At 41.9% G+C, this 21,808-nt stretch carries 2 protein-coding genes; both read left to right on the top strand.

The window, feature by feature from the left end; translation table 11 throughout:
- The first annotated feature begins 15 nt into the window (after positions 1 to 15).
- Entirely contained in the window at positions 16 to 11,904 is an 11,889-nt protein-coding gene (locus MHB85_RS18050) for an amino acid adenylation domain-containing protein (RefSeq protein WP_341073344.1), read from the top strand.
- A 35-nt stretch (positions 11,905 to 11,939) separates the two neighbouring features.
- A complete protein-coding gene (locus MHB85_RS18045) occupies positions 11,940 to 21,761 on the top strand; it encodes a non-ribosomal peptide synthetase (RefSeq protein ID WP_105599264.1) in 9,822 nt (3,273 codons plus the stop codon).
- The last annotated feature ends 47 nt before the right edge of the window (positions 21,762 to 21,808 follow it).

Here is a 21,808-nt window from a genome sequence, read left to right as displayed (position 1 = left end):
ATTTGGAGGAGAGATATGTATACTAATCAGTTTCAAACATTAGTGGATATTATCCGCGACAGAGGTAAAATAACGGACCGAGGTATTCGTTTTATCGATGCGGACAAACGTGAAACTTTTATATCTTATCATCAATTATTTACTGAGGCACAAGGGTATTTAGGTTATCTACAAGCCATCGGAATTAAACCTAAACAAGAGATTATTTTTCAGATTCAAGAAAACAAACGATTTTTAGTCGCATTCTGGGCTTGTATACTCGGTGGAATGATCCCTATCCCTGTAAGTATTGGTGAAGATGAAGAACAAAACTTGAAAGTATGCCGTATTTGGAATTTGCTAAATAACCCTTTCCTGATTGCATCTGAGAAGGTGCTGGATAAAATGAAGAGATTTGTTTTGGAACATGACATGTTTGATTTCCATCATCAATTAGAAGTCAGAACGGATCTGATCCAAGACACCATATATCATTATGAATCTATTAATAATATAGTTGAACCTCAGTCTGATGACTTGGCATTTATTCAATTCTCTTCTGGATCAACCGGGGATCCGAAAGGCGTTATGCTCACCCATAGAAACCTGATTTATAATACTTGTGCTGCTATTAATGGCACACAAATTAGTTCAAACGATAGTTTTCTCTCCTGGATGCCCCTTACCCATGATATGGGTTTGATTGGATTTCATCTCGTACCCCTCGTGGCAGGAATTCATCAGTACTTGCTCCCAACGGAATTATTTATTCGCAAACCGATTCTATGGATGAAAAAAGTAAATGAACATAAAGCAACCATACTGTCTTCCCCTAACTTTGGTTATAAATACTTCCTGAATTTCTTTCGCGAAGACAAAGCGGAGGGATGGGATCTGTCATCTGTCAGAGTCATCTATAATGGGGCGGAACCTATATTACCCGAAGTGTGTGATGAATTCCTAAATGTATTGTCAGCATATCACTTAAAGAAAACAGCCATGTTTACCGTATATGGATTAGCAGAGGCCTCTGTTGCCGTCTCCTTTCCCAAGGTAGAAGAAGAATTTACTGCGGTGTACGTTCACCGGGATCATCTGAACTTAGGGGAGCGTGTCATCGAAGTCGAGAAACATGCTCAACATGTGGCATCATTTGTTGCCGTTGGCGAAGCAATTGATTATTGCCATCTTAGAATTTGCGATGAGGAAATGAACAGTGTTCCCGATTTGGTTATTGGAAAAATTCAAATCAAGGGGGATAACGTCACCCAAGGTTATTATAATAATTCACTAGCAACGGAGAAGTTATTAACGCACGACGGATGGGTGAATACAGGAGATCTGGGTTTCATCATGAACGGAAAACTGGTTGTAACAGGGCGGGAAAAAGACATTATCTTTATCAATGGTAAAAATGTATATCCCCATGACATTGAACGTGTCGCCATCCAATTAGATGATATTGAACTCGGAAGAGTTGCTGCTTGTGGTGTGTATGATTCGAATAGTCAAAGTGAAGAAATTGTTTTGTTTGTCGTGTACAAAAAAAAGATCGAACACTTCCTGCCTCATATTAAAGAAATCAAAAGACACCTATACAAACATGGGGGATGGAGTGTCAAAGAGGTACTGCCCATCAAAAAATTACCCAAAACAACAAGTGGGAAAATCCAGCGGTATCAGTTAGCCAAGCAGTATGAAGCAGGCAAATTCTCAACAGAATCTGCTTTCATCCATGACTGGATCAAGAATGACAATGACAAGGCAAAAGGAAAGGTTGCTGTTTCGGTTCGAGTCATAGAACGTGAATTAACTTCACTATTTTCTGAAGTGCTGGTTGGGAAAAAGGTTGACCTTGAGGATAGCTATTTTGATATGGGTGCAACTTCATTACAGCTGGCCCAAATCGCTGAACGTATAGAACAAAAATACGGAGAAGAACTTGCTGTTACGGACCTCTTTACCTATCCCTCGATAACTGAATTGGCAGCATATCTGTCCAGAGGCTACAGCGAGACCGTGAAAGTCAACCAAACTCAAGAGGATCATACGTCATCCAAAGATATTGCTATTATCGGTATGTCTTTGAATCTCCCTGGTGCATCAAATGCAAGCGAGTTTTGGCGTGTTTTGGAAAATGGAACACATAACATTCGGGACTACCCTGAAAGTAGGATAATAGACGCAGCGGATTATATACAATCCATGCGAAGTGAAATGAGCGAAATTCAATGGATCAAGGGTGGTTACTTGGATCAAATTGATCAATTCGACTACTCTTTCTTTGGCATAACCCCAAAAACCGCTCAATTTATGGACCCGAATCAAAGGATGTTCTTGCAAACGGCATGGCATACGATTGAAGACGCCGGGTATGCAGGGGAAGGAATCAATGGAAGAAATGTGGGCGTGTACGTGGGGTATTCCAAAGTTGGATATGATTACGAACGGCTGGTGACGGCGAGTTACCCCGCAGAACTCAAAAATTATATCATTGGAAATTTACCATCTGTACTGGCGAGCAGGATTGCATATTTCTTGAATTTAAAGGGCCCGGCCTTAACGATTGATACCGCTTGCTCCTCCTCACTTGTTGCTGTCCACATGGCATGTAAAGGATTGCTCGCTGGAGATTGTGAAATGGCAATCGCAGGAGGCATTCGAACGGCATTATTACCAATAAGTATCGGACTGGATATGGAATCTCCAGATGCATTGACCAGAACATTTAGCGAAGATGCCAACGGCACGGGATTTGGCGAAGGTGTTGGATCGATCATGTTGAAGCCAATGCAGCAAGCGATTAAGGACGGAGATCATATCTATGGTGTGATTAAGGGAAGTGCGATTAATCAGGATGGCAAGACGGTAGGAATCACAGCACCTAACCCGGAGTCACAGACCCATGTGATCGAAAAGGCATGGAAAGAAGCCGGCATTTCTCCTGATACGCTTAACTTTATTGAAGCACATGGAACAGGGACAAAATTAGGTGATCCGGTTGAGTTCAATGCTTTGCGTAAAGCTTTTGAGAAATATACGGATCGGAAACAATTTTGTGCAATCGGATCTGCCAAAGCTAACATTGGACATGGCTTTGAAGCGGCGGGAATCGCTGGATTAATTAAATCTATTCTTATGTTTCAACAGAGAAAGATTCCACCATTGGTTCACTTTGACAAGCCTAATCCCTTGCTTAAGTTTGAAGCCTCCCCTTTTTATGTGAATCAGGAATTAATGGCTTTTGGTGAAGAAGAGGGTCCATTACGATGCGGGATTAGTTCTTTTGGTTTCAGTGGTACGAATGCACATGTTGTTCTCGAAGAATATGTTCCTTCCAAAACAGTAGATAAAAGCATGTCCCAAGAGCCTCATCTATTTGTTCTGTCTGCTGCCACCGAACGGGCGCTGGATGAACTGGTCAGAACGTATCAAGAATATCTAACCGATCACACGGATGTTTCCATTCAACAAATCTGTTATACAGCCAGTACGGGAAGGGCTAATCTGGATTATCGGCTTGCCATCGTAGTCACGAGTACACAAGAATTACATGAAAAATTGCAACGAATTGCAAACGGAGAGGGTAAACTGCCCAATGTTTATTTTGGTTATGCCAAAAAAGACAAGACGCTTGTTACCGATCATCTGTATGCTCAGGGCAAGGTAGAATCTTTAAATGAACTCGGCAAGTTATTTACACTGGGGGCAGTGATTGATTGGGAAAGGTTTTATAATCATGAAGTCATTCGGAAAATTCCATTACCTTTATACCCATTTGAACAGAAGCGGTGTTGGATTGAAGTCAAACATCAGATACCAGCGGGACATAGGTCAGAGAGGAATGAGGTTCAAATGGAGATGAATGCAAACGATATTGAATTAAAGATTAAAACAAGTATCAGTCGTGCATCTGGTTTGAAGTTGGAAGAGCTGGATCATCAAGCTCATTTTCTCCAAATGGGATTGGATTCCATTATTCTTGTGCAAATTCAGAAGGAGATCTCAGAGCTGTTCCGTTTGGATATCCCGATGGAAATGTTTTTTGAAACCCTTACAAATATTAATTCCTTAGTTAAATATGTGTCAGAGAATATAAAGCATCATGATGTATCTGAAAATATAAACAATCAAACAGTTCAGGAGCATACTGAACAACGAAATCTGGCATCTGTGAACAATATAAACACGGCAAAATCATCAGGGAATGTGTCGGAACAAATTGTGATGTCTGCCATTCAGCTCATGGAGTCCCAATTAAAAAGTTTGAATGTGTTGTTAGGCGAGCAAATGAATGCTGTTCAATCGCCTCTTTTGGAAATGAAACATCATGAGACCAAACCAACCAAAGAAATCCAACCCAATTCGGAATCGAAGGAAGCCAAACCTTTTATACCGTATCAATCGTTGAAGATTCATGAAGAGAGCGGATTATCACCGCTTCAGAACCAGTATGTTGAACAATTTATAGCCAAGTATACCGCAAGAACCAAAGGTTCAAAATTAAAAACAGGCCAAACACGTTTGGTTCATGCGAATAATCGCAATGTGTCTGGATTTCGCTCGTATTGGAAGGAAATGGTGTATCCCATTATTTCAACACGTGCAGAGGGATCTAAGTTATGGGATCTGGATGGGAATGAGTATTTGGATCTGACGATGGGATTTGGTGTAAATCTATTTGGCCATAATCCAGCTTTTATTCAAAATGTAATAGCAGACAGCCTCCAGGAACAATTGCCTCCATTGGGCCCTATGTCAGACTTGGCAGGAGATGTCGCAGCTAAAATTTCCGAGTTGACAGGTGTAGAGCGTGTCGCATTTTATAATTCAGGAACAGAAGCTGTCATGGTTGCACTTCGTTTAGCGCGGGCGGCAACGGGGCGTTCCAAAGTTGTATTATTTTCCGGATCATATCATGGTACACATGATGGGGTGTTGGGTGTAGCGAATCCTGGGGATGCTTTATCGTCTGCGCTGCCTATGGCTCCTGGTATTGTTAATAGCGCTATGGAAGATTTGATTATTCTTAATTATAACCATCCGCAGTCCCTGGATATAATTCAGAACCTGGGTGATGAATTGGCTGCTGTGCTTGTAGAGCCGGTGCAAAGTCGAAGACCTGATATGCAGCCAACACAATTCTTACGGGAACTTAGAGAAATAACAAATCAATTTGGGATTGCACTTATTTTCGATGAGGTCATCACTGGATTTAGAATTGGTCTGGGTGGAGCACAGGATTGGTTTGGTGTTCAAGCAGATCTGGTTACGTATGGGAAAGTGGTCGGTGGCGGGCTGCCTATTGGCATAGTCGCGGGTAAGGCTGAATTTATGAATCCGGTAGATGGTGGAACCTGGAACTTTGGTGATGATTCTTACCCTTCCGATGCAGATAAGAAAACGTTTGTCGGTGGAACCTTCTGTACACACCCTCTTACGATGAGAGTGATGTTAACGGTACTACAGTATCTTCAATCTGAAGCAGAAACCTTATATAAGGAATTAAATGAAAAAACAGATTATCTTGTTAAAGAATTAAATGCGTTTTTCAAAACAGCGAATGTACCGATGCAAATGGTGAACTATGGATCATTATTTCGATTTATATCATTTGGAGATATGGAATTATTCTTCTACCATTTAATGTATAAAGGTTTATATATTTGGGAAGGCCGTAACTGTTTTATATCGACTGCGCATTCAATGGAAGACATGGATACCATCATCAAGATCGTAAAAGAGACGATCCATGAACTCCGTGAGTGGGAATTTATCCCTGGTAGCACGCCTATTTCGGAATACTCTCTCTCTTTAGAGCAAAAACAATTGTTATTAACTTCATTACATGGGGAAGATGCAAATGCTGCATTAAATCAGAGTGTTATTTTAAAAATGACAGGCGAACTGAAACCTTCTGCGTTGGATAAGGCCGTAAATCAGATTACACAGCGTCATGAAGCTCTGAGAACAGTCATTCATGCCGATCGTGAAACACAACAAATTCAGCCTGTAATGGAGTTTCAGTGCACATGGCTGGATTTCTCAGCACACGATGGTGAGAACCAAGAACATGAAATTTCCAATTGGTTATCTGCCGATGCAAATGAAGCCTTCGATTTACAGTCTGGGGAACCGCTTTTTAGAATCACTTTGCTTAAGCTGGCAGCAAATCAACATTTTATGGTACTGACATTTCATCATATTATTGCTGATGGCTGGTCGATTGCTTTATTTATTCAAGAGTTGCAACATACCTATTCTGCTCTGGTCCGAGGGGTTCCCGTTCGATTGCCTGAAACGACTCCATTTCGTGAATACCTAACGTGGCAACGACTTGAGCATGAAAAAGGGGCATTTACCCAAGGAATTCAGTTCTGGAGGGAGCAATTCTCCTTATCCTATCCCAATTTTACACTTCCATCGGCACCGTCTGATGATGTGCCCAAGGGATTTGCTGGTGAACGATATTCCATCAAGTTGGATAATCAATTAACAGAGTCTTTGCGAACGTTAAGTATCAATAATAAGAGCAGTTTGTTTGTAACGATGTTTGCAGCGTTTCATTTATATTTGCATCAACTAACAGGGCAATCACACCTTGTCATCGGGGTGCCTACAGCGGGTCAGTCTCATATGCAAAAAAATGCGCTGATTGGCAACTGTGTCAACATTGTACCTGTTCATCATGCCTTGTTAACGAAGCAGTCCATTGTAGACCATGTTCTTCAGCTCAAGGAAACGCTGGCTCTTGTCATGAAGCATCAGCATGTTCCATTGACCCTCGTATCCGAACAGCTTGCTCCTATGACTGCACCGGATACCCGGATTTTATTCAATATGGACAGAACGATTCATCATCTTCAATTTGAAAATATCAAGACTGAATTCATGTCGTATCCGATCAAACATATTTCTTACGATTTATTTCTTAATATTACGGATGTTAGCCATGAATTGTACCTGGATTTTGATTACAATACCGATCTCATTGGACCTGAGATGATGAAACTGTGGTCTGAAGGATTTAAAGGTTTGCTGCAACATATGGTGAGTCATCCAGAGGCTGAAATTTCGTCTTTGACGTTGTTCTCATCCGAGCAACAGGACCAATTACAGGGAATGTATAATCGGTTTGTTACGGAGCGTCTTCCTCACGTTAATCATGCAGCCATATTCGAGCCTCCAGTCAATGACGTGGAGAAAAAGCTGGCTTTAATCTGGGAGGACGTATTATCGCTTGATCAAGTGGGGAGACATGATCACTTTTTTGTTCTCGGAGGAAACTCGCTCAAGGCGACAGTAATGCTTTCAAAGGTACATGAGCAGCTTAATCATAAAATTTCAATCGTTCAATTTTTCAACAATCAAAGTCTGAAGGAGCTAGCGAGTCTGATTACAGGCGAGAATAAGGAAACATTCATTCCGATTAAGGCATTGGACGTCAAGGAATTCTATGAGACGTCATCTGCACAACAACGGATCTACTTTTTGGATCAATTTGAGCCAAATAGTGTGTTTCAGAACATGTGCGGCCATATCACGGTCACAGGAAATATCGATGAAGCTAAACTAATTTCGTCATTGGAACAAATCGTGCACCGTCACGAAGCTTTTCGCACCAGTTTCCATCTGATGGATGGAGAGCTTTACCAGCGTATTGCTCCAACGATTGATTTTGAAGTACAACGATCTCAGGAAAGCTCTGCTTCATTCGAACAACATGTTATGACGTTTGCCAAACCATTTGATTGCTCCAAAGCGCCGTTAATACGTGCCGAATTCATTCGTATAGACGATGATCATGTAGAGATCCTCATTGAGATGCATCATATTATATCGGACGGATATTCCGTTGGCATTCTTGCGAATGAACTGATTGATGTGTATGACGGAAGAAACATGTCGGACATTGAGGTTGAATACAAAGACTTTGCAGCTTGGCAGAAAGAATTTCTGGCAGGAGAGTCTTATAAGCAGCAAGAAAAATATTGGCTGGATCAATTCAAAGGAGAACTCCCGAACCTTAATCTGCCTACTGATTTTGTTCGGACAGCTCATTTAACTTCGGCAGGTTCAAGATTGTCATTTGTGTTGGACGCACACTTGAAGCAGTCGCTGGAGAAGCTTGCGAAACAAACGGGAACTACGATGTTTATGGTGTTATTGGCAGCGTATAATGTGCTGCTTCATCAATACACAGCACAAGAAGACATGATTGTAGGCACGCCAACATCAGGAAGGAACCATCCGGATGTCGAGAATATGATAGGTGTCTTTATCCAGACGGTAGCGATTCGATCACAGCCGGTGGGGAATAAGTCGTTTCGATCCTATCTCGAGGAAATAAAAAAACAATCCCTGGATGCATTGGATAACCAGGACTATCTTTTTGACAACCTTGTAGAGAATTTAAACACACATCGGGATACAACCGGGACAGCACTTTTCAATACGATGTATATCTTCTTAAATACCGCGTTGAATCAACGGCAAGAACAGGATTGCAGCTTTAAAGTTAGAGAATTAAATGTCGGTGTATCGTTATATGACCTGATGTTCATCGTTGAGGATGATAACGAGTGTCTGGAAATGCACTTTAATTACAAGACGGAGCTGTTTGAACGGGATACCATCGACAGAATGAAAACACATCTGTTCAACATCCTCAGAGACATTGTGATCGAACCGGATATTGTCTTGTCCGATATTCAAATGCTGTCTGAACATGAGCAGAACGTTCTTTTATATGACTTTAATGAACCCAACATAGAATATTCCCGTGATCAGACCATCCAGGAATTATTTGAAGCACAGGTGGAACGGACACCCGATCAATTAGCCGTTGCTTTTGGAGATGAGCAATGGACGTATCGTCAACTGAACGAACGGGCGAATCAATTGGCATATACGCTTAGAGCTGAGGGAGTGCAGCAGGATCAATTTGTAGGTATTCTGACAGATCGTTCGATTGATATGATCGTTGGCATCTTTGGCATTCTAAAAGCAGGCGGGGCGTATGTACCGATTGATCCGGATTCTCCTGACGAGCGTATCCGCTATATCCTGCATGATTCGGGGGCCACGTTGTTAGTCACGCAAAAGCATTTGAAGCAGTTGGTATCGTTTAATGGAAAAATGATTGATTTGGACGATAAAGAAACCTATGCAGCTAATCTGTCGAATCTGGAACCAGCGGGGAATTCCGAGCAGTTGGCTTATGTGATCTATACTTCAGGCACAACAGGCATGCCAAAAGGTGTGATGATCGAACATCGTCAGGTTCATCACTTGGTTAAAGCGTTGTACAGTCAAGTGATAGATGATCAGCATAGTAGTATGCATGTTGCTTTACTTGCGCCTTACTATTTCGATGCATCTGTGAAGCAGATTTTTGGCGCACTGCTGTCAGGACATGCCTTGTTTATTGTAGACAAGGACACAGTACTGGATGGACAAGATTTAATGAATTATTATCAGCACCACCAAATTGATTTGACAGACGGTACGCCTGCGCACCTGAAATTACTTTCGAAGGCAAAAAACGTTCAAGGCATATCGCTAAAATATATGCTCATTGGCGGTGAAGCTCTTTCTCAGCAAAGTGTAAATGAAATCACATCCTTATTTGCTCTCAATCATAAAACGCCTCCAACCATAATTAATGTGTACGGTCCAACAGAATGTTGTGTGGATGTTGCGACATACCGTGTACTTCCAGAACACCTGGATACAGCGAATCAACGAGCTCACCTACCGATTGGTCGAACATTAGGAAATAATCGCCTGTATGTATTGAACAAACATGGCAAAGTTCAGCCTGTAGGCGTCATAGGGGAATTATGTATCTCTGGCGATGGGGTGGGGAGAGGATACTTGAATTTACCTGAGCTGACAGCAGAAAAATTTGTACGTGATCCGTTTGTCCAGGGAGCGACAATGTACAAAACGGGAGATTTGGTGAGATGGCTTCCCGGTGGCCATATCGAGTATTTGGGAAGAATGGATCACCAAATTAAGATTCGCGGATACCGGATCGAAGTAGGAGAAGTCGAAGCGGCGCTGTTAGATCTAGAGTGTGTGAAAGAAGTTATCGTCATTGCACATGAGGATGATCACGGGGACAAATCGTTATGTGCATACTTTACAGCGGATTCCACGCTGACGGTGGGAGAGCTAAAACAAAGCCTCTCTAAGGTGTTGCCGAATTACATGGTTCCAGCCTACTTTATACACTTGGATCACATGCCTCTGACATCGAACGGGAAAATCGATCGCAAATCGCTTCCGAGTCCAGAAGAAAACATACAAACGGGAAGTGAATATATAGAACCCCAAACTGGGGTGGAAAAACAGTTGCTGCCTATTTGGCAGGCTGTGCTTGCCGTGAAAAAAATCAGTGTAAAAGACAGTTTTTTTGATGTAGGAGGCAACTCTTTACGTGCGACCAAGCTGGCCGCCAAAATCAATCAAAAGCTGAATATCCGTATATCGGTTAGAAACGTCTTTGAATGGCAGACCATTGAACAGATGGCTCAATCTATTGAACAAATGGAACAGGATGTAGTAGTGTCCATTCCTCAAGTAGAGGAAAAAGAGTATTATCCTATTTCTTCGGCCCAAATGAGAATGTACATTATGAGCATCAAAGCTGGCAAGGAACTCATGTACAACATGTCAGGTATGTTTATGCTGGAAGGATCGCTTGATCGGATCCGATTGGAAAAAGCATTCCAACAATTGATTCATCGTCATGAATCGCTTCGGACCGCATTCAAAGTCATACACGGAGAACCGAAACAGATCGTATACCCTAAAGTGAACTTTGGAATTGAATTGATCGAGTCAACGGAAGAAGAGATCGAAGATCGCATTGAACAGTTTGTTCGCACATTTGATCTCGGGCAAGCACCTCTTATGAGGGTGGGACTTATTGAACTTCAGCAGGAGCGTCATGTATTGCTGGTAGATCTCCACCATATCATTGCAGACGGACTATCCGTGCATCTTCTGATGACTGAACTTAGCCAGTTCTATAAGGGAGAGGAGCTATCTCCTCTTCGAATTCAATATAAGGACTATGCTGAATGGCAGCAAATACAGCTTCATAGTGAGCGGATGAAAAAGCAGGAGAAGTATTGGCTTACTGTGTTTGATGAGAGTATCCCGCTATTGGATCTGCCAACAGACTATGAAAGACCTGAAACCCTAAGTTATGCGGGAGATGTATTGGACATTGTTTTGCAAGAAGACATCCTTCCAGGCTTAAGGAACGTGGAAGCACGGACAGGAACAACGTTATATATGACTCTATTAGCCGCCTATACCATTCTATTATCTAAATACAGCGGGCAAGAAGATATCATCGTGGGTACGCCGATTGCAGGCAGGACACATGCTGAGCTGGAGCCGGTCATGGGCATGTTTGTGAATACACTGGCTATTCGAAATTATCCTGCCGCGGATAAAACTTTTACGGAGTATCTGCTGGAAGTCAAAGAAAATATGTTGAACGCATATGAGAATCAGGATTATCCGTTTGAAGAATTGATTGAGAAAGTGAATGTAACCAAAGATGCTCGGCGGAATCCGTTGTTTGACACCATGTTTGTATTGCAGAATACAGATGCTTCAGAGATTCAGATGGATGGGGTAACCTGTAAGCCTTATGCTCCAAATACGAGAGTATCCAAATTCGATTTAACGTTGTATGTTACCGAATTGCAACACAAGTTAGAAGTGGCCTTTGAATACAGTACGATTTTATTTGAGAAAACAACGATTGAAGCGATGTCACAAAATCTGTTGGTCATATTAACAACGATTGTCAACGACCCTCATATTGAAATCAAGAAGATTCAATTGGTTGAAGAATTAATAGATGAGGATACGCTGGCTGATCTAATTGAAGTAGATTTCTTCTAAGCTAACCTAAAAATATAAAGTGATCGGGGTGCCGTATGTCTATTTTTAAGAAACAGGAATCGTATTGGGCAAGCCGATTTGAAGATGAGGATCATCTTGTTCATTTGCCTTATTGCAAGACAACCTCCAAACACCCAGACGATACGCAGCACCAGAATGATATATATAAGTCTTTGTCAGCCGATGTTTCACATAAAATCAAGTCCATGTCGCGAAATGCTCCTATGGCCATTTACACGATATTATTAACCGGAGTTCAGTGCCTGTTATATAAATACACGAATGAAACCAAGATGATTATTGGCATACCAACGATGGAAGAAAAGAACAATGATCTATCGCTCTCGAATAAGGTTCTTGTCTTAAAAAATAATATCAATCATGTAATGTCATTCAAATCCTTATTTAATCAAGTGAAGATCAGTTTAACGGAAGCCATTCAGCATCAACGAATCCCTTTCAGAAAAATGGTTGAACGTTTAAATGTTCAGTATGATTCGAACCATGTACCTCTAATTCACACCTTGGTTTCGTTGAATGAAATTCATCCTGCCCTTGATGAAAATCACGTAAAAGCGACGACAATGTTCCACTTTGATCTGGAGAACGACTCCATTCAGTTAAGATTAGTTTATGATGATGATCGTTATGATCGGGATTATATGGTACAAATTGTTGAACATCTTGACCAATTATTTTCCGTAGTTCTAAACCAACCTGATCTGGAGCTATGTCAAGTTGATATGTTATCAGAGTTTCATCGAAACAAGCTGTTATATGACTTTAACGATACAAGGGTTGAGTATCCACAGAACAAGACGATTCATCAATTATTTGAAGAACAGGTGGAACGAACACCGGACCATCCGGCAGTCGTATTTGAGAATAGACAGTTAACGTACAGAGAGTTAAATCAAAAATCCAACCAATTGGCCCGATTGCTTCAAGCTAAGGGGGTGCAGGCGGGTCAGTTCGTTGGCATTATGGCAGAGCGCTCACTTGAGATGATCATAGGTTTATTCGGTATTTTAAAAGCTGGCGGGGCATATGTCCCAATCGATCCGGAATATCCGGCAGACCGTATTCACTATATCCTTGAGGATTCAAAAGTGGCTTGGTTGCTGCATCAAAGTCATATACAGAAACCTGAACATTTTGCAGGGACATGTGTCATTCTGGATTTTGAAATAAATCACCATGATCATCATTTAAATTTGGTAGATGGAGCGATCTCCAGTGATTTGGCATACATGATCTACACGTCTGGAACAACAGGTCATCCCAAAGGCGTGATGATTGAACATGCCAGCATTGTGAACTCCCTGCAATGGAAATCGGATTTTTATCATTTTACCGGAGATGATCGGGTATTAATGCTGAATCCTTTCGTTTTTGATTCATTTATTACTCATTTCTTTGGTCCGATGATATCTGGCTCGACCGTGTATTTGTTAAACCAGCAACAGTGCAAAGATGCTATAGCCATCAATACGATGGTCAAAAAACAGCAAATCACGCACATCCAAAGTCCACCCAGTTTCTTGATGACCCTTTTGGAACAAGTAAGCTCGGAAGATTGGGTATCCATGAAAAATGTGGTGGCTGCGGGTGAGAAGATTGTTCCTGCCTTAATACACAAATTGCAGCGCATCAATCCACGTATCGAAGTGTGTAATGAGTACGGGCCCACCGAAAACAGTGTTGTATCCACAGTTCTGTCGATCAAGTCGGCAGATCAAAATATCTCAATCGGGAAGCCTATTGCGAACAATAGAGTCTACATTTTAGGAGAACGGAATGAATTGCAGCCTATTGGAGTTCAGGGAGAGTTATGTGTAGCCGGAGCAGGGCTATCCAGAGGTTACTTGAACCGTCCAGAACTGACGGCGGAGAAATTCGTGGATGATCCATTTGTTTCGGGAACAAAAATGTACAAGACAGGTGACTTCGCAAGATGGCTGCCCGATGGGAACATAGAGTATATAGGAAGGGTAGATCATCAAGAGAAAATTCGTGGACACCGGATTGAACTTGGTGAAGTGGAGACGGCTCTTCTAAATAGTACCCAGATAAAAGAGGCCATCGTCATAGCCAGAGAAGATGAAACGGGAACCAAACAATTATGTGCATACCTGGTAGGAGAGGATGCAATCACGATCGGGGAACTGCGGGAGGCGCTGTCCCAGCAGCTGCCAAACTACATGATTCCGTCCTATTTTATACAGCTGGATCAGATGCCGCTCACGTCTAACGGGAAAATAGATCGCAAAGCGCTGCCTGCTCCCAAAGAACATATGTTAAAGGGAAAGGAGTACGAAGCACCCCGAACGATGGTGGAACAACAACTTGTATCGATCTGGGAAGAGGTACTTGGGGTAGAGAACATTGGGATTTTGGATAATTTCTTCGAGCTTGGAGGAGATTCGATTAAATCCATTCAGGTTTCTTCAAGATTATATCAAGCAGGTTACCAGGTGCAGATGGATCATCTGTTTAAAAATCCAACCATAGCAAGCTTGATTCCCTATGTTCAACCCATAAGTACCCTGTCAGAACAGGGAATCATCACTGGTAAAGTAATGCTGACTCCAATCCAGCATTGGTTTTTTGAGCAATACAAGGTGGACGCCCATCATTATAATCAGTCCGTGATGCTGTATCGGAAAGAAGGTTTTCACGAAGCCACACTTCGCCGTGTATTCGATAAACTGAGTGAGCATCATGATGCACTTCGTACGGCATATCGCCTTACAGAACAGGGTTATGAGGCGTGGAATGAAGGGCAGGAAAAGGACCCCTTATATACACTTGAAGTGATGGACTTCCAGTCATTGGAAGATCCGTCTCAAGAAATCGAGAAGAAGGCAAATGAAATGCAAAGCATGTTCACTTTGGAACGTGGACCTTTGATGAAGCTGGGCGTATTTCAATGTGCAGACGGAGACCATTTACTCATCGTTATTCACCATCTAGTCATCGACGGGGTTTCATGGCGAATTTTGATCGAAGACCTATCGAGGGGCTATGAACAATTAAGTGATGGACAACCCATTCAACTACCGCAAAAAACGGCTTCATTCCAATTATGGGCAGAACAGCTCCAGTTGTATGCGAACAGTGATGCGATAACGCAAGAAATTGCATATTGGAACGAAATTGAAAAAGTAACCTATAAGCCGTTACCTACAGATTTTGAAGCGGATCATGCACTGGAAAAAGACAGTGAAGAGATCACGATGGAATGGTCAGCGGCAGAAACGGAACAATTATTAAAACAAGCGAATCGTGCTTATAAAACGGAGATTAGCGATTTGCTGCTCCATGCATTAGGCATGTCTATTCACCAATGGACGGGCATGGATAAAGTGCTGGTCAATCTGGAGGGACATGGAAGAGAACAAATTTTACCGGATCTCGATATTACACGAACGATTGGATGGTTTACGAGCCAGTATCCGGTTGTACTTGATATGGAAGCAAGTTCTAATATGTCTTTTCTCATCAAAACAAACAAAGAAATGATTCGTCAAATCCCTAAAAAAGGGATTGGTTATGGTATTTTAAGATATTTAAGTGCACATCAGCAAGAAACTCCATATACCTTGAATCCTGAAATTAGTTTTAACTATCTGGGACAATTTGATCAGGATCTTCAGAATAGTGGGATGCAGATCTCTCCCTATCCAGGCGGAATAACAGCAAGCGACAATCACAGAAGAAATGTTCTTATCGATATGAATGCTTTAATTGTGGAAGGCAAATTGACGTTGTCCCTTCGGTATAGTCGCACACAATATCAAAAAGAAACGATGGAGCGAGTGGCAACATATTTTAGAGATCATCTGCAAGAAATCGTGAAACATTGTGTGACAAAAGAGAGGCCGGAATGTACACCAAGTGATCTAACGTTAAAAGGAATTACGATTGAAGAATTAGAAGGATTTGTTCAAGAATCTGAGCATATTGGTGAAATCGAAGATATATATGCTTTGTCACCGATGCAAAATGGCATGTTCTTTCATCATTTGCTTCATTCAAAATCGGAAGCGTATTTCCTTCAAACGACGCTCGATCTTCATGGCTCGTTAGACGTGGAAGCTTTTACGAAGAGTCTGGATCAGTTGATGCAGCGTAATTCCATTCTCAGAACAAATTTTCATAGCAAATGGAAGAATGGCCCCCTGCAAGTGGTATACCGTCATAAACGGAATGGGCTAGTATACGAAGATTTGCGTGAGATGAATGAAAAAGATCGTGAAGCATACGTGGCAGAATATACAAGAGCAGATAAAATAAAAGGTTTCGACCTGTCTCAGGATGTGTTAATGCGTATTTCGATCTTGCAAACGCATGACCAAACCTATCGTTTCATTTGGAATTATCATCATATTTTGATGGATGGCTGGTGCCTATCTCTTGTAATCCAAGAGTTGTTTGATGGATACTTTGCTATTCAGGAACAACGAAAACTGGAGGCAAAGAGTACAATTCCATACAAACACTATATTGAATGGCTGGACAACCAAGATCATGAAGAGTCCCTGAAATACTGGCGTGACTATTTGCAAGGTTATGATGAGCAGACTACTTTGCCAAAAGAACATTCCATTACGAAGAGTAATGAATATCATTCAGAGCATATGATTTGTACACTTAGTCAGGAATTAACCGGACAGATCGCACAAGTGGCCAGTCAGAATCAGGTGACGCTGAATACGTTCATGCAGACAGCCTGGGGAATGTTACTACAGATCTATAACGGCAGTGAGGATGTTGTATTCGGAAGCGTGGTGTCGGGCAGACCTGCGGCGATTGTTGGAGTGGAGCGAATCATTGGTTTATTCATCAATACCATTCCTGTACGTATTCAGACTCAAGGTAACGAGACATTTGCAGCGATTATGAAGCGGAATCAGGAATATGCTGTCGCTTCGCATCCACATGACACGTATCCGCTATACGAGATTCAAGCGGAAACATCGCAAAAGCAAAATTTGATTGATCACATCCTGATATTTGAGAATTATCCTGTACAGGGCATTATGGAACAGTTTGGGGATCAGGAAGAGACAGCCCTTCGGATTACGAATGTAGAAGCAGATGAACAAACGAACTATGATTTTAACCTGATTATTAAACCAGGCCAATCCATGAAATTCATGTTCTATTACAATGCTAACGTCTATGATCGGGCAAGCGTAGAACGCATTCAAGGTCACTTGATTCAGATGTTGGAGCAAGTGGTCAACAATCCGCTTATCCCTATCCATGACATTGACTTGACTACAACACAGGAGAAAAAACAAATTTTGGAGCAGTTTAATGATTCTATGGCTGAATACCCAATGGACAAGACAATTCATGGACTGTTTGAGGATCAAGCGGCAAGAACTCCTGAACACGTTGCGGTTGTATTCGAGGATCAACATTTGACCTATCAAGCGCTGAACGAGAAAGCCAACCAATTGGCAAGAATGCTGAAGGCTAAAGGCATTCAAAATGATCAGTTAACCGGGATCATCGCTGATCGTTCGCTAGACATGGTTGTAGGAATCCTTGCGATTTTGAAAGCGGGGGGCGCATACGTGCCGATTGATCCTGAATATCCAGAGGATCGTATAAACTACATGCTACAGGATTCGGGTGTACATGTATTATTAATGCAAAGTCATTTGCAAGAACGCATCTCTTTTGCAGGAGAGGTCGTTTGCATGGATCTACCTGAGTCCTATCATGAAGATCATTCCAACTTGGGAATGACTGCTGTACCAACAGGCCTGGCATATGTAATTTATACCTCAGGAACGACAGGTAAACCAAAAGGGACATGTATTGAACATAAAAATGTGGTGCGATTGTTGTTCAATAGTAAGAATTTGTTTGATTTTAACGCATCAGATACATGGACATTATTCCATTCTTTTTGTTTTGATTTTTCGGTATGGGAAATGTACGGGGCATTACTCTATGGAGGAAAACTGGTTATCGTACCTCAAATGACGGCCAAAAGTCCGGAACAATTTCTACAATTGTTAAAAGACAAGCAAGTGACGATTTTGAATCAAACGCCAACGTATTTCTATCATCTTCTTCAGGAAGAACTGTCAGATCATGAAGCAGATTTGGAATTAAGAAAAGTGATTTTTGGAGGAGAAGCCCTCAATCCCTTGTTATTGAAGGACTGGAAGCTGAAATATCCATTTATCCAGTTAATTAATATGTATGGGATAACCGAAACAACGGTTCATGTAACGTATAAGGAAATAACCGACATTGAAATACATGCTGGAAAGAGCAATATTGGCAAACCAATCCCGACGTTGCAGACCTATATTTTGGATCAACATCAACGCCTTCAACCAATCGGTGTTCAGGGAGAATTAGTTGTAGCTGGTGAGGGCCTTGCCAGAGGTTATCTGAACCGACCTGATTTAACCGCAGAGAAATTTGTTGATCATCCCTGGATTACAGATGGGAAAATGTATCGCACTGGAGATGCCGCAAGATGGCTGCCGGATGGAAATATTGAATATCTGGGACGAATCGATCATCAAGTGAAAATTCGCGGTTACCGAATTGAGCTTGGCGAAGTGGAGACTGCGCTTTTGCAAATAGATTCCATTCAGGAAGCGGTCGTTATTGCCCGTGAGCATGAGGATGGTTCGAAGCAGTTGTGTGCGTACTGGAAAGGCGACAGCTCACTGACAGCGAAGAAAATCAGAATGGTGTTAGCAGATGAAATTCCGGATTATATGATCCCGTCTTATTTTGTTCACTTAGAGCATATACCGTTAACTTCCAATGGGAAGGTTGACCGAAAGGCATTGCCATCTCCACAAGAACGTATGCAAAAAGGTACCGAGTATATGGCGCCACAAAACGCTGTAGAACAAGCGATCGTCGCTGCCTGGGAAGCTGTGCTTGGTGTTCAAAAGGTTAGCACATCTGATCATTTCTTTGAACTCGGGGGCGATTCGATTAAATGTATTCAAGTTTCCTCACGACTGCTCCAAGCAGGGTATAAAGTGGAAATGAAGCATTTCTTCACCTATCCAACAGTAGCAGAGTTGAGTGAACACGTTACATCTGTGAGCACTATTTCTGACCAAGGGGAAGTTACGGGACAAGTGAAGCTGACACCTGTTCAGCGCTGGTTTTTTGATCAAAATATGGTGGACGCACATCATTACAATCAGGAAATGATGTTCTTTCGTGAAAAAGGGTTTGATGTTCGCTTTATTCACAGCATCATGAATAAGATCGTTAAACAGCATGATGCTCTCCGTATCCTTTATCGACAAGCGCCTGAAGGCGGATATGAAGCGTGGAATCGAGGGGCAGACGAAGAAGGATTATACAGTCTGGAGATCATTGACCTGAAGAATGAGGTTGATCCTGCATCATTCATTGAAAATAAAGCAAAAGAAATTCAGAGTGGTATGGATCTGTCTCACGGACCTTTGATCAAACTTGGGTTGTTCCAATGTACTGAAGGGGATCACCTGCTTATTGCCATCCATCATTTATTGGTAGACGGGGTATCATGGCGTATTTTATATGAAGATATTCAGACAGGGCAAGATCAGTTCTTGAGAGGTCAAGAAATCCGGCTTCCTCAAAAAACGATCTCGTTTAAACAATGGGCAGAACAATTGTCTGCGTTTGCAGATAGCGCAGTGATGAAGCAAGAGAATCAGTATTGGAGAAATGTGGAGCATGCCCAGCTAAGCCCGTTGCCTAAAGATATGGCTCGTACTGAGACGATTGGCAAAGATAGTGAAACGATCACTATTCATTGGACAGCAGCGGAAACCGAGCAATTATTAAAGCAAACACATCATGCGTATCATACGGAAATTAATGATCTATTGCTGACGGCATTGGGAATGGCTGTTCATGATTGGACAGGCGTGGGAGAAATCCTCGTAAATCTGGAAGGGCATGGTAGAGAAGACATCCTGCCAGAGCTGGACATTACGCGTACAGTAGGATGGTTTACGAGCATGTACCCCGTTATGATTACGATGGAGTCCGGGGCTGACTTATCAAGGAAGATTAAGACCGTCAAGGAAGGACTGCGCCAGATTCCAACCAAGGGCATTGGTTACGGGATTTCGAGGTATTTGTCACATGGAAATGAAGGATTCAAGTTAGAGAAAAATCCCGAAATTAGTTTCAACTATATGGGACAGGTGAATCAGGATTCGGGCCAAGATGGCATTAAATTCTCGCCTTATTCCAGCGGACCATCCGTAAGTGAAAACAACAAGAGACCTTTTGTGCTGAATATCAATGGCATTGTTACAGAGGGTCGGTTGTCGCTGTCCATTAACTATAGTTCAAAACAATATCGCCGGGAAACGATGGAGCAATTGGCCTATCTCTATAAAGAAGGTCTTAATAGAGTCGTTGAACATTGTGTAACGAAGGAACAAACCGCGCTTACGCCAAGTGATATTTCATGCAAGTCATTAACCATTGATCAATTGGATCAAATCGTGGAACAAACCGGGCACATCGGTCGAATCGAAAATGTGTATCCACTTACACCATTACAGAAGGAAATGTTGTACGAAAGTGAACGGAATCCAATTTCCGGCGCTTACTTTGTACAAATCATGTTTGACATGCGTGGAGATTTGGATGTGACTTCTTTTGCGCGAAGCTTGGATCAATTAATGCAAAGGCATGCGATATTAAGAACTAATTTTTACAGTGATTTCGCGGACCTCCCTCTTCAAATCGTGTATCAAGAGAAGAAATTTGAATTTCACTATGAAGATGTAGCTGGCACAAGTGAGCTGCAACGTAAAACGTATGTTGACGAGTATATCGAGCAAGACAAGGCCAGAGGATTTGACTTACAACGAGATTCGCTAATACGTATGTCTGTTTTACGAACAAAGCATGAGGAATACCGCGTCATATGGAGTTTTCATCATATTTTGATGGACGGCTGGTGTATGTCTCTGGTAAGCAAAGAAATATTTGAGAATTACTTTGCGATTCGGGAGAATAGAAAGCCTCAAGTGACGCTATTGACACCTTATAGTCAATTCATTGAATGGTTGGAACAGCAAAATCATCAAGGAGCAATAACCTATTGGAGTCATTACTTGGATGGTTATGAGGGGCAAACGAAACTGCCTGGAGAAAAAATCAAACCAAAACATGAAAGACAGGATTCCAGAACACTGAACTGTTATTTGGATGATGTACTAATCGAACAAATGAAACAGATTGCGGAACAGCAGCATGTAACGCTCCATACATTAGTGCAGACTGCCTGGGGTGTATTGTTGCAGCAATACAATGAAAGCAACGATGTTGTATTCGGAAGTGTTGTGTCAGGCAGACCTCCTGTTATTCCTGGGATCGAGAGCATGATTGGATTATTTATTAATGCGATTCCTGTTCGTATCCAGGCTCAGGGCGATGAATCATTCACATCCCTAATGAAGAGGACCCAAGGACAGGCTGTGGATTCACATGCATATGATACGTTTTCGTTGTATGATATTCAAAATCTGACCGAGCAGAAACAATCTCTGATTAACCATGTTGTGGTGTATCAGAATTTCCCGGTGAATGATCAGATGGAGGATTTGGGCAAAAAAGGTGAAGTACCACTGGAGATTACGAATGTTGGGGGGACAGAACACAATAGTTTTGATTTTACTTTGATCATCAAGCCCCATGAGAACATGAAGGTCATATTGATGTACAATGCCAAAGTGTATGACCTATCAACCGTTGAACAGATTCAAAAACACTATATTTCCATGATTCAACAAGTGACAAGTAACCCCGAAGTTAAAATAAACGAACTTGGATTGATTACATCGTCCAGTTATTAGAGCATTCGTAAACCCCAATGTCTTCGTTTCCAACGAATCGAAGACAT

The sequence above is a fragment of the Paenibacillus sp. FSL K6-4396 genome (assembly GCF_038002525.1).
GTDB lineage: Bacteria > Bacillota > Bacilli > Paenibacillales > Paenibacillaceae > Paenibacillus > Paenibacillus amylolyticus_B.
This window is presented reverse-complemented; position numbering and strand designations above follow the sequence as displayed.